The organism is Bradyrhizobium sp. TM102 (assembly GCF_009176685.1).
Taxonomy (GTDB): domain Bacteria; phylum Pseudomonadota; class Alphaproteobacteria; order Rhizobiales; family Xanthobacteraceae; genus Bradyrhizobium; species Bradyrhizobium ottawaense.
On the sequence record NZ_AP021855.1, the window covers coordinates 5,525,243 to 5,547,553 of the forward strand.

At 63.9% G+C, this 22,311-nt stretch carries 21 protein-coding genes; 12 read left to right on the forward strand and 9 right to left on the reverse strand.

Annotation, left to right across the window (positions count from 1 at the left end):
- Positions 1 to 49: 49 nt before the first annotated feature.
- The 5 genes from GDN70_RS26340 to GDN70_RS26360 form a co-directional block, all read right to left on the reverse strand.
- On the reverse strand, positions 50 to 1,549 hold the full coding sequence (locus tag GDN70_RS26340) for a tripartite tricarboxylate transporter permease (protein WP_152103247.1): 1,500 nt from the start codon (positions 1,547 to 1,549) through the stop codon (positions 50 to 52).
- Positions 1,549 to 2,034 carry a tripartite tricarboxylate transporter TctB family protein gene (locus GDN70_RS26345; protein ID WP_038947126.1) on the reverse strand — a complete coding sequence of 162 codons (486 nt, stop codon included), beginning with the start codon at positions 2,032 to 2,034 and terminating at the stop codon, positions 1,549 to 1,551. The genes GDN70_RS26340 and GDN70_RS26345 overlap by 1 nt, the downstream gene beginning before the upstream one ends.
- Complete coding sequence (locus GDN70_RS26350; RefSeq protein ID WP_038947124.1) at positions 2,031 to 2,999, reverse strand: tripartite tricarboxylate transporter substrate binding protein; 969 nt, start codon at positions 2,997 to 2,999, stop codon at positions 2,031 to 2,033. Before GDN70_RS26350 ends, GDN70_RS26345 begins: the two co-directional genes overlap by 4 nt.
- Before the next feature lie 106 nt (positions 3,000 to 3,105).
- Positions 3,106 to 3,945 (reverse strand): IclR family transcriptional regulator, encoded by an 840-nt coding sequence (locus GDN70_RS26355; RefSeq protein WP_152103248.1) that lies wholly within the window; start codon positions 3,943 to 3,945, stop codon positions 3,106 to 3,108.
- A gap of 56 nt (positions 3,946 to 4,001) precedes the next feature.
- Positions 4,002 to 6,131, reverse strand: a complete 2,130-nt coding sequence (locus GDN70_RS26360) for an acetate--CoA ligase family protein (protein WP_028143043.1) — start codon at positions 6,129 to 6,131, stop codon at positions 4,002 to 4,004.
- A gap of 351 nt (positions 6,132 to 6,482) precedes the next feature.
- On the opposite strand from GDN70_RS26360, the gene GDN70_RS26365 reads away from it, so the two are divergent.
- The 4 genes from GDN70_RS26365 to GDN70_RS26380 all read left to right on the forward strand — a co-directional run bounded on the left by GDN70_RS26365 (position 6,483) and on the right by GDN70_RS26380 (position 10,823).
- Positions 6,483 to 7,178, forward strand: coding sequence for a GntR family transcriptional regulator (locus GDN70_RS26365; RefSeq protein ID WP_161966556.1), 696 nt, complete (start codon positions 6,483 to 6,485; stop codon positions 7,176 to 7,178).
- Positions 7,179 to 7,244: 66 nt separating this feature from the next.
- On the forward strand, positions 7,245 to 8,978 hold the full coding sequence (gene oxc / locus GDN70_RS26370; protein ID WP_028143042.1) for an oxalyl-CoA decarboxylase: 1,734 nt from the start codon (positions 7,245 to 7,247) through the stop codon (positions 8,976 to 8,978).
- A gap of 65 nt (positions 8,979 to 9,043) precedes the next feature.
- Positions 9,044 to 10,321: a formyl-CoA transferase gene (frc, locus tag GDN70_RS26375; RefSeq protein ID WP_018315863.1), complete on the forward strand. Its 1,278-nt coding sequence runs from the start codon at positions 9,044 to 9,046 to the stop codon at positions 10,319 to 10,321.
- A 289-nt stretch (positions 10,322 to 10,610) separates the two neighbouring features.
- Positions 10,611 to 10,823 carry a hypothetical protein gene (locus GDN70_RS26380; protein ID WP_028143041.1) on the forward strand — a complete coding sequence of 71 codons (213 nt, stop codon included), beginning with the start codon at positions 10,611 to 10,613 and terminating at the stop codon, positions 10,821 to 10,823.
- 72 nt (positions 10,824 to 10,895) lie between these two features.
- On the opposite strand, the gene GDN70_RS26385 is transcribed toward GDN70_RS26380, so the two are convergent.
- From GDN70_RS26385 to GDN70_RS26395, 3 genes are all read right to left on the reverse strand, one after another.
- Positions 10,896 to 11,120, reverse strand: a complete 225-nt coding sequence (locus tag GDN70_RS26385; RefSeq protein ID WP_028143040.1) for a hypothetical protein — start codon at positions 11,118 to 11,120, stop codon at positions 10,896 to 10,898.
- A gap of 56 nt (positions 11,121 to 11,176) precedes the next feature.
- Positions 11,177 to 11,419, reverse strand: coding sequence for a hypothetical protein (locus tag GDN70_RS26390; RefSeq protein WP_028143039.1), 243 nt, complete (start codon positions 11,417 to 11,419; stop codon positions 11,177 to 11,179).
- 100 nt (positions 11,420 to 11,519) lie between these two features.
- Positions 11,520 to 11,729 carry a cold-shock protein gene (locus GDN70_RS26395; protein ID WP_028143038.1) on the reverse strand — a complete coding sequence of 70 codons (210 nt, stop codon included), beginning with the start codon at positions 11,727 to 11,729 and terminating at the stop codon, positions 11,520 to 11,522.
- Positions 11,730 to 12,074: 345 nt separating this feature from the next.
- Between GDN70_RS26395 and GDN70_RS26400 the strand changes: the two genes are divergently transcribed.
- Both GDN70_RS26400 and GDN70_RS26405 read left to right on the forward strand, forming a co-directional pair.
- Positions 12,075 to 12,764: a hypothetical protein gene (locus tag GDN70_RS26400; RefSeq protein WP_038970586.1), complete on the forward strand. Its 690-nt coding sequence runs from the start codon at positions 12,075 to 12,077 to the stop codon at positions 12,762 to 12,764.
- 133 nt (positions 12,765 to 12,897) lie between these two features.
- Complete coding sequence (locus GDN70_RS26405) at positions 12,898 to 13,341, forward strand: SRPBCC family protein (protein ID WP_028143036.1); 444 nt, start codon at positions 12,898 to 12,900, stop codon at positions 13,339 to 13,341.
- A gap of 193 nt (positions 13,342 to 13,534) precedes the next feature.
- Here GDN70_RS26405 and GDN70_RS26410 read toward each other — a convergent pair whose 3' ends face one another.
- Positions 13,535 to 14,866, reverse strand: a complete 1,332-nt coding sequence (locus GDN70_RS26410) for an Hsp70 family protein (RefSeq protein WP_028143035.1) — start codon at positions 14,864 to 14,866, stop codon at positions 13,535 to 13,537.
- A 418-nt stretch (positions 14,867 to 15,284) separates the two neighbouring features.
- Here GDN70_RS26410 and GDN70_RS35190 point away from each other — a divergent pair, with 418 nt between their 5' ends.
- The 6 genes from GDN70_RS35190 to oxlT (GDN70_RS26440) all read left to right on the forward strand — a co-directional run bounded on the left by GDN70_RS35190 (position 15,285) and on the right by oxlT (GDN70_RS26440) (position 22,292).
- Positions 15,285 to 15,422, forward strand: a complete 138-nt coding sequence (locus tag GDN70_RS35190) for a hypothetical protein (protein WP_162832240.1) — start codon at positions 15,285 to 15,287, stop codon at positions 15,420 to 15,422.
- Positions 15,423 to 15,878: 456 nt separating this feature from the next.
- Positions 15,879 to 16,886, forward strand: a complete 1,008-nt coding sequence (locus GDN70_RS26420) for a tripartite tricarboxylate transporter substrate binding protein (protein WP_028143034.1) — start codon at positions 15,879 to 15,881, stop codon at positions 16,884 to 16,886.
- A gap of 92 nt (positions 16,887 to 16,978) precedes the next feature.
- Positions 16,979 to 17,470 carry a tripartite tricarboxylate transporter TctB family protein gene (locus GDN70_RS26425; protein WP_028143033.1) on the forward strand — a complete coding sequence of 164 codons (492 nt, stop codon included), beginning with the start codon at positions 16,979 to 16,981 and terminating at the stop codon, positions 17,468 to 17,470.
- 42 nt (positions 17,471 to 17,512) lie between these two features.
- On the forward strand, positions 17,513 to 19,012 hold the full coding sequence (locus GDN70_RS26430; protein ID WP_028143032.1) for a tripartite tricarboxylate transporter permease: 1,500 nt from the start codon (positions 17,513 to 17,515) through the stop codon (positions 19,010 to 19,012).
- A gap of 396 nt (positions 19,013 to 19,408) precedes the next feature.
- Positions 19,409 to 20,698 (forward strand): oxalate/formate MFS antiporter, encoded by a 1,290-nt coding sequence (gene oxlT, locus GDN70_RS26435; RefSeq protein ID WP_028143031.1) that lies wholly within the window; start codon positions 19,409 to 19,411, stop codon positions 20,696 to 20,698.
- Positions 20,699 to 20,957: 259 nt separating this feature from the next.
- Complete coding sequence (gene oxlT / locus GDN70_RS26440) at positions 20,958 to 22,292, forward strand: oxalate/formate MFS antiporter (protein ID WP_028143030.1); 1,335 nt, start codon at positions 20,958 to 20,960, stop codon at positions 22,290 to 22,292.
- Positions 22,293 to 22,311 lie beyond the last annotated feature (19 nt).

Genomic DNA, 22,311 nt, shown 5'->3' on the forward strand with positions numbered 1-22,311 from the left:
TGTCCCCACGAGATGGACGCAGCATCACAAGATGCCAGCGCCGGGATGACTAATCTTCGGTCGCCTTGAACCGGCCCAGCCCCTTCAACACGAAGGGCGCCAGCAGCGCGATCAGTGCCAGCGCCAGCAGCGTCGCCGAGATCGGGCTCTGCAGCAGCGTCATGGGATCGCCGAGGCTGATCGCGAGCGCCCTGCGCAACTGGCTCTCGGCGATCGGGCCGAGGATCAGGCCGACCACGACGGGGGCGATCGGAAAATCGAACCGGCGCATCAAAAAGCCGAGCACGCCGAAACCGGCGAGCATGGACAACTCGACCACCGACGGTTTTGCGGCGATGGTGCCCATGGTCGCGAATACGAGGATGCCGGCATAGAGCCATGGCTGCGGGATCGCAAGCAGCCGCACCCACAGGCCGACCAGCGGCAGATTGAGCACCAATAGCATCACGTTGGCGATGAACAGGCTCGCGATCAGGCCCCACACGAGATCAGGCCGCTCGGCGAACAGCAGCGGTCCCGGGTTGAGGCCGTATTGCTGGAAGCCCGCCAGCATCATCGCGGCCGTCGCCGAGGTCGGCAGTCCCAGCGTCAAGAGCGGCACCAGCGTGCCGGCGGCGGAGGCGTTGTTGGCGGCTTCCGGCCCCGCGACGCCTTCGATCGCGCCCTTGCCGAACTCTTCGGGGTGTTTCGTCAGCCGCTTCTCGGTCGAATAGGACAGGAAGGTCGGGATCTCAGCGCCGCCCGCCGGCAGCGCGCCGATCGGAAAGCCGAACATGGTGCCGCGCAGCCACGGCTTCCACGAACGCTTCCAATCCTCCCTGGTCATCCACAGCGAGCCGCGCACCGGCTCGAGCTTCTCCTCGCTGTGGTGGCGGCGCGAGGCGACATAGAGCGCCTCACCCACCGCGAACAGGCCGACCGCGAGCGTCGTCACCTCGACGCCGTCGAGCAGTTCAGGAACGCCGAACGCAAGCCGCGCCTGACCAGTCAACTTGTCGATGCCGACGAGGCCAAGCGTCAGGCCGATGAACAGGCTGGTCAGGCCGCGGATCGGGGAATCGCCGAAGGTCGCCGACACCGTGACGAAGGCGACGCACATCAGCGCGAAGTAATCCTCAGGACCGAAGCGCACGGCGAAATCGACCAGCCACGGCGCGAGGAAGGCCAGGCCGATGGTGGCGATGGTTCCGGCGACAAAGGAGCCGATCGCGGATGTCGCAAGCGCCGGCCCGCCGCGGCCGGCCTTGGCCATCTTGTTGCCTTCGAGCGCGGTCGCCATCGAGGCGCTCTCGCCGGGCGTGTTGATCAGGATCGCGGTGGTGGAGCCGCCATACATGCCGCCATAATAGATGCCGGCGAACATGATCAGCGAGCCGCCGGGATCTAGCTTGTAGGTGACCGGCAACAGCAGCGCGACCGTCAGCGCCGGGCCGATGCCGGGCAGCACGCCCACGGCGGTGCCGAGGAATACACCGATCAGGGCATAGAGCAGGTTCATCGGCTGAATGGCGACGGCCATGCCGTGCGCCAGCGCCGCAAAAGTGTCCATCACAGCAGTCGCTCCAGCGGGCCGGTCGGAAGGCTCAGCGTCAACAACCGGTCGAACGCGAGATAGATCAGGATCGACATCACGAGGGCGATGATGCTGTCGACGAGGATGGCACGGCGGCCGAAGGCGGCCGATGTCGTCACGAACAGCGCCGACGTCGCCAGGATGAAGCCGCCGCCAAAGCCGATGATGGCGATCAGCAGCGCAAGACCGATGAGGATCAGAACCACGGGCACGGGATCGGCGCTCTCGCGCGCCGGCAAATTGCCGCGCAGCGCGTCGATGAAATTGCCGATCGCAAGCAGCGCAAGGCCGCTGGCGATCACGACAGGCATCGCCTCCGGCCCCATGCCGTACATCGCGGTGGACGACAGGCCGCGCGCGTCGAAGACCAGCACCGCGGCGAGGCCTGCGAGCAGTGCAGCGATGACGATGCCGGCGCGATCGACGCGCCGCGGCGGCTGGGCCGGATCGCCCGAGGTCATGACTTGACCAGGCCGACCGATTTCAGCACGTCGGTGACCCGCACGGTTTCCTTCTTCAGGAAGTCGGCGAAGGCGTCACCGCCGAGATAGGCGTCTTCCCAGCCCTTCTGCTTGAGGATTTCCTTCCAGGCGTCCGACTTCACCATCTTCTCGACCGCATCGCTCAGGGTTTTGCGCTGCTCCGGCGTGATGCCGGGAGGCGCCACCACCGAGCGCCAGTTGGCGATCACGAGGTCGATGCCCTGCTCCTTGAAGGTCGGGATGTCGCTGCCCTGGATGCGCTTCTCCGAGGTCACGCCGATCGCGCGCAGCTTGCCGGACTTGATCTGCCCTTCATATTCGCTGAGGCCCGAAATGCCCGCGGTGACCTTGCCGCCGAGGATCGCCGCCAGCGACTCGCCGCCGCCGGAGAACGGGATGTAGTTGATCTTCTTGGCATCGGCACCGACCGCGCCGGCGAATAACGCCGCCATCACATGGTCGACGCCGCCGGCCGAGCCGCCGGCGAAAGTCACCTTGGCGATATCGGCCTTCACCGCGGCGGCCAGATCCTGCGCAGTCTTGATCGGCGAATTCGCGGGAACCACGATCACCTGGATTTCCTCGGTGAGGCGCGCGATCGGCGTCACCTGCTCCAGCGTCACCGGCGACTTGTTCATGGCGAGCGCGCCCACCATGACGAAGCCGTTGACCATCATCTGATTGCCGTCGCCCTTGGCGCCGTTGACGAATTGCGCGATGCCGACACTGCCGCCGGCGCCGGGAACGTTGGTGACCTGCACGCTGCGCGCGACGCCCGCGGCCACCAGCGCCTGCTGCATGGAGCGCGCGGTCTGGTCCCAGCCGCCGCCCGGGGCCGCCGGCGCCATCAGCTTGAGCTCGAGCTGCTGGGCAAGGGACGGCGTCGCTGCCGCAAGGGTCAGCGCGACGGCTGCGCCGGCAAGGCGCGCGGAAAATTGAAACATGAGGACGCTCTCCAGGCTCATGCGGACGTTTGCCGCATTGTGTCGTTTGGTCGCATATCAGCCAAAACGGCCGATGCTGTCCAGCGACAGTGCCCGGGTTCCCCAGTTAGCGCGGCGCCGGCATCACCCCACCGAGCGCAACCGTCAGCTCGCCGGCGACCTCGCGCACGATTTGGCCGATTTCCGGCAGCCTGTCGTCGGTCAAACGGCTGGTCATGCCTGAGACGGAAATCGCCGCGAGCGGCTCGGCACAGTCGTTGTAGACCACTGCGGCAATACAGCGCAGCCCCATGCTGGCTTCTTCATCGTCGAGGGCAAAACCCTGCTTGCGGATCTTTTCGAGCTCCTTGAACAGGTCGCTCGGCCGCACGATCGACTTCTCGGTCAGCCGGGGCATGCCGTGATGGCGGATGACGGCGCCGACGTCCTCATCGGAATAGGTTGCGAGCACGGCCTTGCCGACGCCGGACGTCACCATGGGGACGCGGCCGCCGACCAGGGTCAGCGAGCGCATGATCTCGCGGCTCTCCATGCGGGTCAGCACGATGATGAACTCGTCGTCGACCACGGCGAGATTGGCGGTCTCGCGGGTGAGATCGCGCAGCTTGCGCAAGTAAGGAATCGCCTGCGCGGAAAAATTGCGCCGCCGCGCAAAGCTCGCACCCACCGTGAAGGCGCGCGAGCCGACATGCCATTTTGATTGCGTGCGGTCGAACTGCACGAAGCGGCGGCTCTCCAGCGTCGCCAGCAGGCGGTGCACCGTGGAAGCCGACAGGCCGGTCCGCACCGCGAGATCGCTGAGGCGATAGCCTTCGTCGTCCTCGGCCAGCGTTTCGAGGATCGACAGCGCGCGATCGACGGACTGCACGCCGCCGTCGCGCGTGTCGTTGTCGGCCTCCGATGATCGAGGCTCGAGCGATTTGCGCCGGATCACGTTCTTGCTCATCGCGACCTGACAGTTGTCACCTCTCCCCGCGAGCGAGGAGAGGTGAAGTCTTCGTCTCAGAGCAGCCCTGCCCCGCGCGCCCATTTGTACTTGGCGCCGAGGACCTCGACCGGAAGCTCGGTCGAGTAGGCGTAGGCCGGGATGCCATTCTGGTAGAGATATTCGGCGGCTTCCTCGACCTCGACGTCGCCCGCGAGCGAGGCGACGATCGGCTTCACGAAGCCTTTCGCCTCCATCTCCTTCTTCACCTCGACCATGTTGCGGGCGAACACCATCGGCGGCGTGACGATGGTGTGCCAGTAGCCGAGGATCAGCGAGTGGATGCGCTCATCGGAGAGGCCGAGCTTCACCGTGTTCACGTAGGTGATCGGAGGCTCGCCGCCGGTGATATCCACAGGATTTCCGGCCGCACCAAACGGCGGGATGAACTTGCGGAAGGCCGCATCCAGATCCGCCGGCATCGACATCAGCGACAGGCCATTGTCGACGCAGGAGTCCGACAGCAGCACGCCCGAGCCGCCGGCACCGGTGATGATCAGCACGTTCTCGCCCTTCGGCGTCGGCAGCACCGGCACGCCGCGGGCGAATTCGAGCAGTTGCCGCAGCGAACGAGCGCGGATCACGCCGGACTGCGCCAGGACGTCCTCGTAGATCTTGTCGTTACCGGCGAGCGCGCCGGTATGCGACGAGGCCGCCTTGGCGCCCGCCGAGGTCCGGCCGGCCTTGAGCACGACGACAGGCTTCTTCTTGGAGACGCGCTTGGCGGCTTCCGCGAAGGCGCGGCCGTCCTTGAGGTCCTCGCAATGCTGCGCGATCAGGTTGGTGTTCGGGTCCTGCTCGAAGAAGGCGAGCAGATCGTCCTCGTCGATATCGGACTTGTTGCCGAGGCCCACGATCGCCGACACACCCATTTTCGCCGAGCGCGAAAAACCGATGATGGCCATGCCGATGCCGCCCGACTGCGACGACAGCGCCGCGTGGCCCTTGACGTCGTAGGCGGTGCAGAAGGTCGCGCAGAGATTGGCGGGCGTATAGTAGAACCCGTAGATGTTCGGCCCCATCAGGCGGATGTCGTATTTCTTGCCGACCTCGACGATCTCGGCCTGCAGCTCCGGCGCGCCGGCCTCCGCAAAGCCCGACGGAATCAGCACCGCACCGGGGATTTTCTTCTCGCCGCATTCGGTGAGCGCCGCCGCCACGAACTTCGCGGGGATCGCGAACACGGCCGTGTCGATCACGCCCGGCACGTCCTTGACGCTCTTATAGGCCTTGTAGCCGAGGATCTCGGTGGCCTTGGGATGAATCGGATAGATGTCGCCCTTGTAGCCGCCGTTGATGAGGTTCTTCATCACGGAGTTGCCGATCTTGCCGTCCTCGGCGGAGGCACCGACCACGGCGACCGCCTTCGGCTGCATGATGCGGCTCATCGCCGCGACGATCTCCTCGGTCGGGCGCGGCTTCGGCTTCGGCACATAGGCGAAGTCGACGACGATGCGCACGTCGGCGGCGGTCGCGCCCTTCGCCGTCGCGAACACCGGATTGAGGTCGAGCTCGACGATTTCAGGGAAATCGGTCACGAGCTGCGAGACCTTGACGATGACATCGGCGAGGGCGTTGCGGTTCACCGGCTCGCCGCCGCGCACGCCCTTGAGGATCTCATGCGCCTGGATGCCGTCGAGCATCGAGAGCGCGTCTTCCTTGGTCGCGGGCGCGAGACGGAAGGTGATGTCCTTGAGCACTTCGACCAGCACGCCGCCGAGGCCGAAGGCGACCAGCTTGCCGAACGAACCATCGGTGATCGAGCCGACGATGACCTCGGTGCCGCCGGCCAGCATCTGCTGCACCTGGACGCCGTCGATCTTGGCGTCGGCCTTGTACTTCCTGGCGTTGCCGAGAATGGTCTCGTAGGCCTTTTCGGCATCTTCGGCGGTCTTGAGGCCGACGATGACGCCGCCCGCTTCGGTCTTGTGGAGAATGTCGGGCGAGACGATCTTCATCACCACCGGGAAGCCCATCGACGAGGCCATCTTGCCGGCCTCGCCCGCCGACTTCGCCACGCCCTCCTTCGGCACCGGAATGCCATAGGCGTCGCAGACCAGCTTGCCTTCCGGGGCCGTCAGGCTGGTGCGGTTGTCCGCCTTGACCTGGTCAAGCACCTTGCGGACGGCTTCTTTGGAATTGGACATGTGGCTTCTCCCTTGACCTCAGTTCGTTCTTTTCAAAGCGCGCGCGTGGTTTTGCGGCTGCCCGTGATGCTTGCCATTCGCCGCGCTCTGTTCCATTCCGCGGAACGGAGCGGCATAAGCGCCAGATTACTCCGCCGCCGTGGATCAAAAATGGCTGGCGATGGCATTTGGTATGCCAGAAGCCAACTTGTCAAGCTGCGGCATCGCTTAGAACGCCGCAAAAAATAGCCAGCTTGACATTCTGGCATGTGGTATGCCAAAAACTTTCCCGTTAATAATCCTGTAAAAGACGACTCCCACTGGAGGAGATTCGTCGTGTCACTGCGGAAACCAACCAAGGCGTTGCCGAACATGGCCGAGGCAGATATCGCAATCGTTCGTATTGCCCCGGAGAGCAGCTTCAAGAACAAGGCGTATGACGCCTTGAAGGAAGCCATCCTCAGGATGGACATCTATTCGACGCCCGAGCCGGTGATGCTCGACGAGCGCGCGCTGTCCGAACGTCTGGGTGTCAGCCGCACCCCGATCCGCGAAGCCATCGCGATGCTCGAGCAGGACGGCTTCGTGAAGACGGTGCCCCGCCGCGGCATCATGGTGGTGCGCAGGACCAAGAGCGAGATCGTCGACATGATCCGCGCCTGGGCTGCGCTGGAGAGCATGGCTGCGCGCCTCATCACCACCACCGCGCGCAAGAAGGACATCACGGCGCTGCGTGACTACTTCAAGGATTTCGGCAAGGACCGCCTGCCCGAGGATCACGTCGAGGAATATTCGCGCGCCAACATCGCCTTCCATCAGGCGCTGATCTCGCTGTCGGAATCGCCGGTGCTGGTCGATCTCACCAACGACCTGCTGCTGCACGTGCGCGGCTATCGCCAGCTGACCATCGGACGCAAGGACCGCACTGCGACCTCGCTGCCCGAGCATCTCGGCATGATCGAAGCACTGGAGGCACGCGACACCGAGCTCGCCGAGAAGCGTGCCCGCGACCACACTCTCGGCCTTGCCGCTTACGTCGAAGCGCACGGCCAGGAACTGTTTACGTAACCTAGCAACGTTCACCAGAAGGGCGAACAATTCGCCCCACTATCTGAGACCAGGGAGACAAGGCCCATGCTGAATACCGCGACCAAGTCCGAGGCACCGGGCACCGAGCAGGAGCTGACGGATGGCTTTCATCTCGTCATCGACGCGCTCAAGCTGAACGGCATCAACACCATCTATAATGTGCCGGGCATCCCGATCACGGATTTGGGCCGCATGGCGCAGGCCGAGGGCATCCGCGTGATCTCGTTCCGCCACGAGCAGAACGCCGGTTACGCCGCAGGCATCGCCGGCTACCTCACCAAGAAGCCCGGCGTCTGCCTCACGGTCTCCGCGCCCGGCTTCCTCAACGGTCTCACCGCGCTCGCCCACGCCACCACCAACTGCTACCCGATGATCCTGGTCTCGGGCTCATCGGAGCGCGAGATCGTCGACCTGCAGCAGGGCGACTACGAAGAGATGGACCAGCTCGCGATTGCCAAGCCCCTGTGCAAGGCGGCCTATCGCGTGCTGCACGCCCAGGACATCGGCATCGGCCTGGCCCGCGCCATCCGCGCCGCGGTCTCGGGCCGTCCGGGCGGCGTCTATCTCGACCTGCCGGCAAAGCTGTTCGGCCAGGTGATGAGCGCCGATGCCGGCCAGAAGTCGCTGGTCAAGGTGATTGATGCTGCGCCCGCGCAGATCCCCTCGCCCGCTTCGGTCAAGCGTGCGCTCGACGTGCTCAAGGGTGCCAAGCGTCCGCTCATCATCCTCGGCAAGGGCGCGGCCTACGCGCAGGCCGACGAAGAGATCAAATCCTTCGTCGAGAAGAGCGGCGTGCCCTTCCTGCCGATGAGCATGGCCAAGGGCCTCCTGCCCGACACCCATCCGCAGTGCGCCGGTGCGGCCCGCTCGACCGTGCTGAAGGAATCCGACGTCGTCATGCTGATCGGCGCGCGGCTGAACTGGCTGCTCTCGCACGGCAAGGGCAAGAGCTGGGGCGAAGCGCCCAAGAAGTTCATCCAGGTCGACATCGAGCCGCGCGAGATGGACTCCAACGTCGAGATCGTCGCGCCCGTCGTCGGCGACATCGGCTCGGTCGTCTCCGCCTTCAACCAGGCGATGGCTTCCGGCTGGACCGCCCCGCCCGCCGAATGGACCAAGGCGATTTCGTCCAAGCGCGAAGAGAACGTCGCCAAGATGGCGCCGAAGCTCATGAACAACAAATCGCCGATGGATTATCACGGCGCGCTCGGCGTGCTGAAGAACGTCATCAAGGAGTACCCTGAGGCGATCCTCGTCAACGAAGGCGCCAACACGCTCGACCTCGCCCGCGGCGTGATCGACATGTACCGCCCTCGCAAGCGTCTCGACGTCGGCACCTGGGGCGTGATGGGCATCGGCATGGGCCAGGCGATCGCGGCTGCGCTCGAGACCGGTCACCCCGTGCTCGCAGTGGAAGGCGACTCGGCCTTCGGCTTCTCCGGCATGGAGGTCGAGACCATCTGCCGCTACAACCTTCCGATCTGCGTCGTGATCTTCAACAATGACGGCATCTATCGCGGCACCGACGTCAACGGCGCCAACGCCGATCCCGCGACGACGGTATTCGTCAAGGGTGCGCGCTACGACAAGATGATGGAAGCCTTCGGCGGCGTCGGCGTCAACGCCACCTCGCCGGACGAGCTCAAGCGTGCCGTCAACGAAGCCATGAAGTCCGGCAAGCCGACACTCATCAACGCGGTGATCGATCCGGCCGCGGGCTCGGAGAGCGGCCGCATCGGCAACCTCAATCCGCAGAGCGTTCTGCAGAAGAAGAAGTAAGTCCACCCCTCAACCCTTAATTCCCTGCGGTTGGCGGGGGCAGACACAGAGTACGGAGCAACAGCATGACCAAAGCGCTTACGGGCGTTCGCATTCTCGACTTCACCCACGTTCAATCAGGACCGACCTGCACGCAGCTGCTCGCCTGGTTCGGCGCTGACGTGATCAAGGTGGAACGTCCGGGCGTGGGTGACATCACCCGCGGCCAGCTGCAGGACATCCCGAACGTGGACAGCCTGTATTTCACCATGCTCAATCACAACAAGCGCTCGATCACGCTCGACACCAAGAACCCCAAGGGCAAGGAAGTCCTCACCGAGCTGATCAAGAAGTGCGACGTGCTGGTGGAAAACTTCGGCCCCGGCGTGCTCGACCGCATGGGCTTCCCCTGGGAGAAGATCCAGGCGATCAACCCGAAGATGATCGTCGCCTCTATCAAGGGCTTCGGCCCCGGACCGTACGAAGACTGCAAGGTCTATGAGAACGTCGCGCAGTGCACCGGCGGCGCCGCCTCCACCACCGGCTTCCGCGACGGCCTGCCGCTCGTGACCGGCGCGCAGATCGGCGACAGCGGCACCGGCCTCCACCTCGCGCTCGGCATCGTCACCGCGCTCTACCAGCGCACCGTCACCGGCAAGGGCCAGAAGGTTACGGCTGCGATGCAGGACGGCGTACTCAACCTCGCCCGCGTCAAGCTGCGCGACCAGCAGCGCCTCGCCCATGGCCCGCTGAAGGAATACAGCCAGTACGGCGAAGGCATTCCGTTCGGCGACGCCGTGCCGCGCGCCGGCAATGATTCCGGCGGCGGCCAGCCCGGCCGCATCGTCAAGTGCAAAGGCTGGGAGACCGATCCCAACGCCTACCTCTATTTCATCACCCAGGCGCCGGTCTGGGAGAAGATCTGCGACGTGATCGGCGAACCCGGCTGGAAGACCCATCCCGACTACGCCAAGCCGCCGGCCCGGCTGTCGCGCCTCAACGAGATTTTTGCGCGCATCGAGCAGTGGACGATGACCAAGACCAAGTTCGAGGCGATGGAAATCCTCAACAAGGACGACATCCCCTGCGGCCCGATCCTGTCGATGAAGGAGATCATCGAGGACCAGTCGCTGCGCGCCACCGGTACCTTGGTCGAAGTCGACCACCCCACCCGCGGCAAGTACATTTCGGTCGGCAACCCGATCAAGCTGTCGGATAGCCCGAGCGACGTCGAGCGCTCCCCGCTGCTCGGCGAGCACACCGACGAGATCCTGCGCTCCGTGCTCGGCTTCAGCGACCACCAGGTCGCCGACATCCACAAGTCCGGCGCGCTCGACCCGCCGCAGAAGCAGGCCGCGGAGTAAGCAAGCTCGCTGCAAGCGCGAAAGGCCGCCGGTTTCGGCGGCCTTTTTGTTCGCGCCAAAGGAACCGAACCGCACACCGGCCGTTGCTTCTTCGACCGGCATGCTCTCAGAAATGCGAACGTGCCGCCTCCACGGCGAGTGACCGAACCTCGCGCCAGACCCGCCCAACACTGAAGGATGATCCACCCTCCCGTTCGGAGGGTGACCAATCAATCCATATCGGCTTGCAGGCGGGAGGCGTCGCGTCAGGCGCTCCCGGGCTACGCCCATTGATCGAAGTGAGGTCGAAATGTTGAGAGATCAATCCTCTGATCGGGCCAAGCGCGAAGCCAACAAGGCGTTCAAGCCAGTCAAGACGCAGAAGCCGATGAACGACTATGCCAAGGACCAGCACTCCCTCAACGAGAACCGCGAGCGGCTCAAAGCGGAGCGATTGGCCCGCGAGGCGAAGTCGAAAGAGCAGCTTGAAAAAGAGCTGCTTGAAAAAGGCTTGCCCGAATAGGAAGCGTCTTGTCGCTGGTTACGATCTGCATCCGGCCGGCTGAAAACCGCCGTACGTTTTCCGGATCATGCTCTAGAGCATCGAGAGAAGGACGACGCCGTCCTCGAGCTCCCCGGACGCCAGCCGGGTCCGCGCGATGCGCTCAAACTCGGTGCGGTGCTTCTGAAGATAGCTGAAGGCCTGTTTCTGCGTTTGGAACGTGGTCGCGAGCCGGCACATCTGTCGGCCAGCGCCAAGCGCCAGAAAAAAGGTGATTGTGCCACCGCCGTCCGACTTGGCTCTAGGCACGACCCGCACTCTTCGGCATGTGACCGGTCCTCTCCAGATTTCATCGGTGGCGCTGCTGAAGTCGATTATTGCGGCGGCTTCCTCTTGCGCTTCGTCGGGGGCGATGCCGGCAACGATGCTCGAAGGGTCGCGTCGGCCGCTTCCTTGGCTTCGCGCAGTTCGCGCAGCCGCGCCATGTTCTTGCGAACGTCGACCGCCTGTTTTACGGCATCCGCCATGGCGCGCGCTCCTTCTTCAGCCGCCAATCGTTGGCGGTTGGAACGCGCGATACCTTCGGGTGACGGTTCTGCCGATTTCCTGGCGCTCATCCCTCACCCTGCTCCGAAAACAGACAAAACCCGCTCAATCCCTAGGATCGAGCGGGCAGCGTGGCCGTTTCAGTACATCCGTGAAACGGCACCAGGGAGCTCAGGCCAGCGAGAGATTCTCTGCGCTGACTTTGCCCCGCATCTTGTCGGTCTTGGCCTCGAAGTTGACCTTTTGGCCTTCAGCGAGACCCGCAAGACCAGCCCGCTCGACCGCGCTGATGTGAACGAACACATCTTGGCCGCCGTCGTCGGGCTGAATGAATCCAAAGCCTTTCTGGCCGTTGAACCACTTCACGGTACCTGTCGTCATTTTCTTCTCCAAAGCGCGCAAGCGCACATTCCGCGTGACGCTCACGCAGAACCAATTCAATTCGTCGATGTCTCTGGAAAAGGAGCCCGCGGGCGCATTCAACAAGGCACAGCGGCTGAACGAACAACTTTTAAGGTATACCTCACCGTCTCTACTTGCAAGGCTTGTCCAAGCTTAATTGCACCAGCACCTCGGCGGAACATTCCCAGGTTTGAGACGACTACGCGGGGCCTCCCTCTGGCGAAACGCTGAGGAGTTGAACGAGGAACGGCTGCGGAATTGTGGCTTCCGCTGACGAGGCGTAGACATTGGGGCTGATCTTGCTGCGCAGGATGGGAGGTCACCATGTCACTACTGGGCAAGGCCGCCGTCGCGATGTGGTGGAGCGTTCGCCCCGAACAGCGCAGCGAGTTCGGCGACTGGCATTCGCATGAGCACTTTCCGGAGCGGATGAGCATTCCCGGTTTCCGGCGCGGCTCGCGCTGGACCAGCACGACGGACGCAGAGGGCTTCTTCGTGCTCTACGAGCTCGAACAGTATGAGGTGCTCACGTCGAGCGGATATCTCGACCGGCTCAATGCGCCGACGCCGTGGTCGGCGAAGATGATGCCGCATCATCTCGGCATGGTCCGCAGCCAGTGCCGGGTGGCGTCGAGCTTCGGCGGCGGTGTGGCGACATCGCTGGCAACCATCAGGCTGTCGCCCCAGGCCGGACGGGAGACGGAGCTTCAAACGCGCCTCTCGGAAACGCTCAGCGCATTGGCGCTGCAGCCGGGGCTGACAGGCGCCCACCTCCTCTTCACCGACACGCCTCGCACGAGCGCGCCCACCACAGAGCAGCAGATCCGCGGCAGGGACGGCGCTGCCGACTGGATCGTCCTGCTGTCGGGTTACGATGCCGATGTGGTTGACGCCGGGGTCGCCGGCCAATTCTCGCCGTCGTCGCTTCACGCGGCGGGTGCTCGCGAGGATATCAAGATCGGCCGCTACAGGCTGGCATTCACGATGACGCCACAGGATGTCGCAGCGATCTAGCAACCCGGCCAGAAGGACCGCCGACAAAAAAAACGAGATGCCATGTCGGATCGGCGGCTTCCCGGTCGTCCTCGTGACATGAAAGGGCCATAGACGCCAATCTCGGGCCCATCAATCACTGAGGATAACAACCATGCCCAGCACGATCCGCCTGCATCGCGTTCTCGCCACCAGCCCGCAAAAAGTCTATCGCGCTTTCCTGGAGGCCGATGCGATGGCGAAATGGCTGCCGCCGAATGGCTTTACCTGCACCGTGCATCATTTCGAGCCCAAGGTCGGGGGCACGTTCAAGATGTCGTTCCGGAATTTCACGACGGGCAACAGCCATTCGTTCGGCGGCGAATATGTCGAGCTCGTGCCCGGCGAACGTCTCCGCTACACCGACAGGTTCGACGACCCCAACCTGCCCGGCGAGATCGAGGTCACCGTGATCCTGAAGAAGGTCTCGGTCGGCACCGAGATCGACATCACGCAGGCCGGCATCCCCGACGTGATCCCGCCGGAGGCCTGCTATCTCGGCTGGCAGGAATCGCTGCGCAATCTGGCGAAGCTCGTCGAGCCCGAGATCAATCAGTAGCGGTGACGAAAGTATCGTAGTTGGTGTCGTAGGGTGGGCAACGGCGCACTTGCGCCGTGCCCACGATCTTTCTCGTACGGCGACAGACGCGTGGGCACGCTTCGCTCTGCCCACCCTACGGCACTGTTCGATCTGATGCGCCGCTCTACCCACGCGGTCATTCCGAGCGCAGCGAAGCAATGACGGACAATCGTCAAGCGCCCGCCTTCGCCTCCAGCCCGCCACCTGCCGTCCAGCGGTCCGGGTCGGGACTGTGCCCGATCAGCGCGAGGCCATAGGCGATCGACTCGAACTGATCGCCCGACATCAGCCGTTCGTTGCCGAACCGCTCGGCGAACAGTTTTCGGACGGCCGGCACGAAGGACGTGCCGCCGGTCAGGAACACCTTCTCCACCTCGCGCGCGGTGACGCCGGCTTGGGCCAGCACCTTGTCGACGGTGGCCCCCAGCCGGGCGATGTCATCTGCAATCCAGGATTCGAAATTTTTCCGCGTGATGGTCGATCCGATATCGACCCCGCCGCCCTTGAAGCGGAAATCCACCTCGTCCTGCGCCGACAGCGCAACCTTGGCATTTGACACTGCACGGTACAGCGAAAAGCCGAGGTCGAGATCGACGATGGTGATGAAATCCTCGAGCAGCTTCGGCTTCAGCGCGGTGCGTGCAAGCTCCCGCAGCTCACGCAGATCGCCGTTGCTCTTCATCATCGCGAGCTGATGCCAGCGCGCGAGGTTGGTGTAATGGCCGCTGGGGATCGGCAGCACCTTGTCGAACGAGCGGAAGCTGGAGCCCTTGCCGAGCCGCGGCGAGACGACGTGGTCGACGATGCGGTAGTCGAACGTGTCGCCGGCGATGCCGATGCCGGCGTGGCCGAGTGGCTCGGCGCGAAGGCTGCCGCCCGCGCGCGAGAAACGCATCACGGAGAAATCGCTGGTGCCGCCGCCGAAATCCGCGACCAGCACGGTGGCATCGCGCTCCAGCCTCCGGGCAAAGGAGAACGCCGCGCCCACGGGCTCGTAGACGTAGCGCGCATGGCCGGCGCCCAGGCGCTCGAACGCGGCGCGGTAGCGCTGCATCGCCAACGCCTCGTCGGGATTGCCGCCGGCAAAGCGCACGGGACGGCCGACCGTGATGGTCGAGGTCTCGAAGCCGAACCTGTCGCCGCCATGGCGCGCCAGCGTCCGCAGGAACGCCGCCAGAATATCCTCGAACTTGAAGCGTTGCCGGAACACTTGCGTGGTGTTGAAGCTGCTGCTCGCCGCGAACGTCTTGAACGACTGCAGGAAGCGGTAGACGTGGCGTCCTTCGAGGAACGTCTCGATCGCCCAGGGGCCGCCTTCGGCCTGGGCACCGGCGCCCGGCCGATCCTCCCAGAAGCACAAAGCCGACACGTAGACGCTGTGGCGCTGTCCGCCGTGATCGAAGCGGATGGCCTCGACCCGGCGGTCGTCCGCCGCAAGGGCGACGACCGTATTGCTGGTTCCAAAATCGATGCCGATCGAGACGGCGGGCGAGGCGCTCGACATGAACCACTCTGACAGATGATTGGAAGGGGGCAGACCACTAGCGGCTTTGACTTGCCCTGCCAAGCCTTGCCTGCAAAGCCTTGCCCTGCCAAGCCTTGCCCCGCAAAGCCTTGCCCTGCAAAGCCCTCGGCCATTGCGGCTCGCTTCAGGTTCGCGCGGTGGGCCCCGGTTTCCCCTTCAAGCGTATGGATATGCCTCTGGCAGGTACGCTTCGGCGTCCGGAGACGGCGTCTAAGCCGGAAAGCCCCGTTTGGAGGCCATTTAAGCCCGAACCGACCTCATTAACCCCGCATTATGCTGCAATGCGGGACTTTGTATGCTGCTATGCAAACAAGCGCGTAGACAGTGGCATCTGGTATACATAGTTTCATCCCCAGACGAGACGCCAAGACTGATCGTCTCAAGAAAGGGAATTCCAATGTCCAAGACCGCTTCCGTCGCTTTCGCCCCCTCCTCCTCGCTGTTCAGCCGCTTCATGGCTGCGGTCGACCGTTTCCTGATGGCGAGCGCCGAGATCTCGAACCACAATGGCGACCTGCCGCGTTTCGGCCTGTAAGAAGGCCTTCCCCGCGCAGCCGAAACGGCGCGCGGCAGGCAACCGCAGACGATAGGTTTGATCAATGGCCCCCTCGTCGGGGCCATTTTCTTTTGGTCCCCGCTTCGCCCGCGAACACAACTGCGACGATTGGTCCGCCGATTTGGCCGGCCGTCCAATTGTGAGCCAGCTGGCATCTCGCATACCATTCGACAACCAAAACGATTGCACGACCAAGGTGCTAGATGGGGATGCAGAGCGCGGGACAGGAACGGCCAAGGAAATGGCACGTTTGCCAATCAGGGCGGAGCCTTAGCCCAAAGGAGCGGATGTCGCGCCTTGTCCCCGCTCATAAACTTCTGGTTGGTGAGGCTGCAATGGAAGATCGACCGCAAAGGTGACCCCAAGCGTGTGAATCCAGATGGGCTGACGCGAGCTGGCAAAGAACGGCCGCGTTTCGACAGGGAGAGAAACGAGATGAAGTCATTCGTTCTGAATGTCGCTTTGGCGGCAATGGCGATGTCGTGCGCCGGCAGCACTGCAAGTTTTGCGGCCTGGGAGCCGGTTCGTCCGGTCGAGTTCATCGTGCCCGCGGGCACCGGCGGCGGCGCTGATCAGATGGCACGAACCATCCAGGGCATCGTCACCAAGCATAATCTCATGAAGCAGCCGCTGGTCGTCATCAACAAGGCCGGCGGTGCAGGCGGTGAAGGCTTTCTCGACGTGAAGACGTCGTCGGGCAATCCGCACAAGATCATCATCACGCTCTCGAACTTGTTCACGACGCCGCTGGCAACGGGGATTCCGTTCAACTGGAAGGATTTGACTCCGGTCGCGATGCTGGCGCTGGATGAATTCGTGCTCTGGGTGAATGCCGAAAAGCCGTACACCAGCGTCAAAGATTACGTCGACGCCGCAAAGAAGGCCCCAAGCGGCTCATTCAAGATGGGCGGCACCGGCTCGAAGCAGGAAGACCAGATCATTACGGTCGGCATCGAGAAGGCGATCGACGCGAAGTTCACCTACATCCCCTACAAGGGTGGCGGCGAGGTCGCGGTTCAGCTCGTCGGCAATCACGTCGATTCCACCGTCAACAATCCGATCGAGGCGGTCGCGCAATGGCGCGGCGGCAAGCTCCGTCCGCTCTGCGTCTTCGACGCCCAGCCGATGGCCTATGACGAGCCGATCGCAGAGGGCAAGGCCTGGAAGGATATTCCGACCTGCAAGTCGCAGGGCCTCGCGATGGAATATCTCATGCTGCGCGGCATCTTCATGTCGCCCAAGGCCACCAAGGATCAGGTCGAGTATTACGTCGAGCTGTTCAAGAAGGTTCGCGCCACGCCGGAATGGCAGGACTTCATGAAGAGCGGCGCCTTCAACACGACCTTCCTGACCGGGGCCGACTACGCCAAGTGGGTCGAGGCGGAGGAGAAGCGGCACGAGGGCTTGATGAAGGAAGCCGGTTTCCTCGCGCCGGGCAATTGATCCCGGGATTGACCCGCGACACCGATGACGGATGAGGACGCCGGTCGTCCTCCCGTCTGCTGCGAAACAGTCCGATTCCGCCTGGAGCTCCCATGACTGAACAATCCGAATCCGGCCCGACCCACAAGACGCTGGAGATCGGCATGGCGCTGTTGATCGGCGCCTTTGGTCTCGTCGTGATCTTCGGCAGCATCAAGGCCGGCATCAACTGGGGCGCGGAAGGCCCGCGTGCCGGATTCTTCCCGTTCTATGTCGGCGCCGCCATCGTCGGCGCCAGCGCAATCAATCTCTGGAGCGCGCAACGCGACGACGACGGCCGCCTGTTCGCGGCATGGGGACAGCTTCGCCAGGTCATGAGCGTCGTCGTGCCCACCGCGATCTATGTCGGCTCGATGCCGTTCATCGGCCTCTACATCGCCTCGATGGTCTTCATCGCCTGGTTCATGCGCTGGCTCGGCGGCTATCGCTGGCTGACGGTCATCGCGGTGGCGGTCGGCATGCCGGTGGTGACCTATCTCGTTTTCGAGCGCTGGTTCCTGGTCCCGCTTCCCAAGGGGCCGTTCGAGGAGTGGCTCGGTCTGTAAGGGCCACGCATTCATTCAATTGCTGCTGCAGGACGTATCGATATGGAAGAGTTGGCCAATCTATTTCACGGCTTCGCGGTCGCCCTGCAGCCCTACAACATCATGCTGATGATCATCGGCATCACGCTCGGCGTCATCATCGGCGTGCTGCCGGGGCTCGGGGGCGCCAACGGCGTGGCGATCCTGCTTCCCCTGACCTTCAGCATGCCGCCGACGTCGGCGATCATCATGCTGTCATGCATCTATTGGGGCGCCTTGTTCGGCGGCGCCATCACCTCGATCCTGTTCAACATCCCCGGCGAGCCCTGGTCCGTGGCGACCACCTTCGACGGCTATCCCATGGCGCAGCAGGGCAAGCCCGGCGAAGCCCTGACGGCCGCCTTCACCTCCTCCTTCGTCGGCGCGCTGTTCGCCGTCATCATGATCACGCTGGTCGCGCCGCTGGTCGCGGGCTTTGCGCTGCGATTTGGTCCGGCGGAGAAGTTCGCGGTGTACTTCCTCGCCTTCTGCAGCTTCGTCGGCCTCAGCAAGGAGCCGCCGTTCAAGACCATCGCGGCGATGATGATGGGCTTCGCGCTCGCCGCGGTCGGCCTCGATTCGATCACCGGCCAGTTGCGGCTCACCTTCGGCGTCACCGAGCTGCTCAACGGATTCGACTTCCTGATCGCCGTGATCGGCCTGTTCGGGATCGGCGAGATCCTGCTGACCATGGAGGAAGGGCTCGCCTTCCGCGGCGGCAATGCCAGCATCAACCTTCGCGTCGTGCTTCAGACCTGGCGAGAGCTGCCGACCTACTGGATGACCTCGCTGCGCTCCTGCCTGATCGGCTGCTGGATGGGCGTCACGCCCGCCGGAGCGACGCCGGCATCCTTCATGAGCTACGGCATCGCCAAGCGGCTGGCGCGGCGCGGCAACAATTTCGGCAAGGGCGAGATCGAAGGCGTGATCGCGCCGGAGACGGCCGCGCATGCGGCAGGCACCTCGGCGCTGCTGCCGATGCTGTCGCTCGGCGTGCCCGGCTCGCCGACGGCTGCCGTGCTGCTCGGCGGCCTCCTGATCTGGGGCCTGCAGCCAGGTCCGATGCTGTTCGTCGAGCAGAAGGAATTCGTCTGGGGCCTGATCGCCTCGATGTATCTCGGCAATCTCGCCGGCCTCATCGTCGTGCTCACCTGCGTGCCGCTGTTCGCCGCGATCCTTCGCGTGCCGTTCGGCATCATCGCCCCGCTCATCCTGGTGCTGTGCGCGATCGGCGCCTATTCGGTGCACAACAGCACCTTCGACGTCATGCTGATGCTGGTGTTCGGCGTGCTCGGCTATCTCCTGAAGAAGTGCAACTACCCGCTCGCACCTCTCGTGCTCGCCATCGTGCTCGGCGACAAGGCCGAGGAAGCCTTCCGCCAATCGCTGCTGGGATCGCAGGGCTCGCTCGGCGTGTTCTTCTCCAACGGCCTCGTCAGCACCATCATGGCGCTCGGTCTGGTCGCCCTGTTCTGGTCCGCGATCCAGGAAGGCTACAGCCGGCTGCGCATGTCGATGGCGTGAGGCGCGCGCGCCGGCGCAATCGGCGTCGGCGGCCGCCGCCGACCCCGCCGCGCGGCCGAACTTCTGGAATACAGAATTCCAGGACTGAGCAGCCGGGCACCGATGTGCGAGGGGGCAGCGCGCTCCACCGACCCAGAAGCTGAAAATTGTGGATGCGCACGTTCCCACCGCCGCTTGCGGCTTCGCCGCAACGGGGAAGACTTCTCACGAAATCAATGGGTTGATCGCAGGCCGGAAGCCGATTGAGCTTTACAATCGAGCAGCCATGGTGCATGTGAAGAATCCGCGATATTTCGCCGCACCCTCCAGTCCCTCGCTTGAATCTTGGCATAATGAATACCAGGATGCGAACCAGCGCACGCATAAAAATGATCGGCGCCTTCGGGAGGGTTTTTTATGACAGACATGGTGCAGTCAACAGCGGCCCCAAGCGTCGCGCGCGTCAGCGATGCCTATCGTTGGACGCAGTTGGCGGTTGGCGTCGCCGCGATGGTGATGATTGCCAATTATCAATACGGCTGGACGTTCTTCGTCCCTGACATCCAGAAGAAGTTCGGCTGGGATCGCGCGTCGATCCAGTGGGCCTTTACGCTCTTTGTCCTGTTCGAGACCTGGCTGGTCCCGGTCGAAGGATGGTTCGTCGACAAATACGGTCCGCGCATCGTCGTGCTGGTCGGCGGCGTGCTCTGCGCCATCGGCTGGGCGATCAACGCCCAGGCCACCACGCTCAACGGCTACTATCTCGGCATGATCATCGCCGGCATCGGCGCCGGCGGCGTCTACGGCACCTGCGTCGGCAACGCGCTGAAGTGGTTTCCGGACAAGCGCGGTCTTGCGGCGGGCATCACGGCCGCGGGCTTCGGTGCGGGCTCCGCGCTCACCGTCGCGCCGATCCAGGCCATGATCAAGGACAGTGGATTCCAGACCACCTTCCTCTATTTCGGCCTCGGACAGGGCATCATCATCTGCATCCTCGCCTTCTTCCTGCTCGCGCCGAAAGCGGGTCAGGTGCCGAACGTGGTGGCCAATGCCAATCTGCTGCAGACCCGGCGCAACTACCAGCCGACCGAGGTGCTGCGTCAGCCGATCTTCTGGCTGATGTACTTCATGTTCGTGATCGTCGGCGCCGGCGGCTTGATGGTGACGGCCAACCTGAAGCCCATCGCGGCCGACTGGAAGGTCGACAACGTGCCGGTCACGCTGATGGCGGTGACGATGACGGCGGTGACGTTCGCGGCCACGATCGACCGCGTGCTCAACGGCCTGACGCGTCCGTTCTTCGGCTGGATCTCCGACATGATCGGCCGCGAGAACACGATGTTCATCGCCTTCGGCATGGAAGGTTTCGGCATCTGGATGCTCTACCTCTGGGGCCACGATCCGATCTGGTTCGTGCTGCTCTCGGGCTTCGTGTTCTTCGCCTGGGGTGAGATCTACTCGCTATTCCCCTCGACCTGCACCGACACGTTCGGCGCCAAGTTCGCGACCACCAATGCCGGCCTGCTCTACACTGCGAAGGGCACCGCCGCACTGCTGGTGCCGATCGGCAACTACATGCAGCAGTCGTCGGGCACGTGGGACAGCGTGTTCATCATCGCGGCCGGCGCCAACATCCTGGCTTCGCTGCTGGCGATCGCGGTGCTCAAGCCCTGGCGCAAGGTCGTGGTCGCCAAATCGACCGTCTGACACGCTCCATCGCAGCTCTTCATCGAGCAAACGCCCGGCCTCACGGCCGGGCGTTTTCGTTTGGCGACATCTTGCAGCGCCGGTCCCGCTCCAATGGAACCGCAGATTTGTGACAATCCGCCGCAGATAGGGCTTGCATTCTGGAATATGGTATACCAAGCTCCGCGCCGCGCTTGCGACGATAAGCCACAACATTTGCGACACTGGGTCATCTTGCAATCCAAAGTCGTGATCAATCAGGCGCGTTGGGAGGTTCTTGATGATTTCCAGCACGGACGGCGCCGTCACGGCCGCGCCTCTTCGCACCGGTTTCCGTTGGCTCCAGCTCGTCATGGGCATCGTCTGCATGGCGATGATCGCCAACCTGCAATATGGCTGGACGCTGTTCGTCGATCCGATCGATGCGGCCCATCACTGGGGACGCGCCGCGATCCAGCTCGCCTTCACCGTCTTCGTCGTTACCGAGACCTGGTTGGTGCCGATCGAGGCCTGGTTCGTCGACAAATACGGCCCGCGCATCGTCGTCATGTTCGGCGGCGTGATGATCGCGCTGTCCTGGATTCTCAACTCCTATGCCGACAGTCTCACCTTGCTCTACGCGGCCGCGATCATCGGCGGCATGGGTGCGGGCGCGGTGTACGGCACCTGCGTGGGCAACGCGCTGAAATGGTTTCCCGACCGCCGGGGCCTTGCCGCCGGCGCGACCGCCGCGGGCTTCGGCGCGGGCGCCGCGCTCACCATCGTGCCGATCGCGACCATGATCGCATCGAGCGGCTATCAGCACGCCTTCTTCACCTTCGGCATCGGCCAGGGCGTGATCGTGTTCGTGCTCGCCTTCTTCATCCAGCCGCCGCGGCTCTCGATCCCGCCGAAGAAGAAGCAGCTCAACCTGCCGCAGACCAAGATCGACTTCACCCCGCCGCAGGTGCTGCGCAGCCCTATCTTCTGGGTGATGTATCTCGTTTTCGTCATGGTCGCATCAGGCGGCCTGATGACCGCAGCGCAGATCGGCCCGATCGCGCACGACTTCAAGATCGCCGATACCCCGGTCACGCTGGCCGGCTTCCAGATGGCGGCACTGACGTTCGCGATCTCGCTCGACCGCATCCTCGACGGTTTCGGACGCCCCTTCTTCGGCTGGGTCTCCGACACGATCGGCCGCGAGCACACCATGTTCATCGCCTTCGGCACCGCGGCGCTGATGCTGCTGACGCTGTCGGCTTACGGTCATGTCCCGGTCGTGTTCGTGCTCGCGACCGCCGTGTATTTCGGCGTGTTCGGCGAGATCTACTCGCTGTTCCCGGCGACCTGCGGCGACACCTTCGGCTCGAAATTCGCGACCACCAACAACGGCATGCTCTACACCGCGAAGGGCACCGCCTCCCTGCTCGTCCCGCTCGCCAGCGTGATCTCGGCGACCTACGGCTGGAAGGCCGTGTTCGTGGTCGCGGTCGCCCTGAACGCGACCGCGGCGCTGACGGCGCTGTTCGTGATCAAGCCGATGCGCCGTTCCTTCATCCTCGGCAAGGAAGCCGAGAGCGCGAGCACAGCAACCGGCAGGGCCGAGACCACTGCAAAGACCGAGACGGCGTAGCCGCCACTGACATTGCAGG

Excerpts from the sequence above, each read along its gene's own strand:
- GDN70_RS26340 (WP_152103247.1), bottom strand. The coding sequence starts at position 1,549 with ATGGACACTTTTGCGGCGCTGGCGCACGGCATGGCCGTCGCCATTCAG.
- GDN70_RS26345 (WP_038947126.1), bottom strand. The coding sequence starts at position 2,034 with ATGACCTCGGGCGATCCGGCCCAGCCGCCGCGGCGCGTCGATCGCGCC.
- GDN70_RS26350 (WP_038947124.1), bottom strand. The coding sequence starts at position 2,999 with ATGTTTCAATTTTCCGCGCGCCTTGCCGGCGCAGCCGTCGCGCTGACC.
- GDN70_RS26355 (WP_152103248.1), bottom strand. The coding sequence starts at position 3,945 with ATGAGCAAGAACGTGATCCGGCGCAAATCGCTCGAGCCTCGATCATCG.
- GDN70_RS26360 (WP_028143043.1), bottom strand. The coding sequence starts at position 6,131 with ATGTCCAATTCCAAAGAAGCCGTCCGCAAGGTGCTTGACCAGGTCAAG.
- GDN70_RS26365 (WP_161966556.1), top strand. The coding sequence starts at position 6,483 with ATGGCCGAGGCAGATATCGCAATCGTTCGTATTGCCCCGGAGAGCAGC.
- oxc (WP_028143042.1), top strand. The coding sequence starts at position 7,245 with ATGCTGAATACCGCGACCAAGTCCGAGGCACCGGGCACCGAGCAGGAG.
- frc (WP_018315863.1), top strand. The coding sequence starts at position 9,044 with ATGACCAAAGCGCTTACGGGCGTTCGCATTCTCGACTTCACCCACGTT.
- GDN70_RS26380 (WP_028143041.1), top strand. The coding sequence starts at position 10,611 with ATGTTGAGAGATCAATCCTCTGATCGGGCCAAGCGCGAAGCCAACAAG.
- GDN70_RS26390 (WP_028143039.1), bottom strand. The coding sequence starts at position 11,419 with ATGAGCGCCAGGAAATCGGCAGAACCGTCACCCGAAGGTATCGCGCGT.
- GDN70_RS26395 (WP_028143038.1), bottom strand. The coding sequence starts at position 11,729 with ATGACGACAGGTACCGTGAAGTGGTTCAACGGCCAGAAAGGCTTTGGA.
- GDN70_RS26400 (WP_038970586.1), top strand. The coding sequence starts at position 12,075 with ATGTCACTACTGGGCAAGGCCGCCGTCGCGATGTGGTGGAGCGTTCGC.
- GDN70_RS26405 (WP_028143036.1), top strand. The coding sequence starts at position 12,898 with ATGCCCAGCACGATCCGCCTGCATCGCGTTCTCGCCACCAGCCCGCAA.
- GDN70_RS26410 (WP_028143035.1), bottom strand. The coding sequence starts at position 14,866 with ATGTCGAGCGCCTCGCCCGCCGTCTCGATCGGCATCGATTTTGGAACC.
- GDN70_RS35190 (WP_162832240.1), top strand. The coding sequence starts at position 15,285 with ATGTCCAAGACCGCTTCCGTCGCTTTCGCCCCCTCCTCCTCGCTGTTC.
- GDN70_RS26420 (WP_028143034.1), top strand. The coding sequence starts at position 15,879 with ATGAAGTCATTCGTTCTGAATGTCGCTTTGGCGGCAATGGCGATGTCG.
- GDN70_RS26425 (WP_028143033.1), top strand. The coding sequence starts at position 16,979 with ATGACTGAACAATCCGAATCCGGCCCGACCCACAAGACGCTGGAGATC.
- GDN70_RS26430 (WP_028143032.1), top strand. The coding sequence starts at position 17,513 with ATGGAAGAGTTGGCCAATCTATTTCACGGCTTCGCGGTCGCCCTGCAG.
- oxlT (WP_028143031.1), top strand. The coding sequence starts at position 19,409 with ATGACAGACATGGTGCAGTCAACAGCGGCCCCAAGCGTCGCGCGCGTC.
- oxlT (WP_028143030.1), top strand. The coding sequence starts at position 20,958 with ATGATTTCCAGCACGGACGGCGCCGTCACGGCCGCGCCTCTTCGCACC.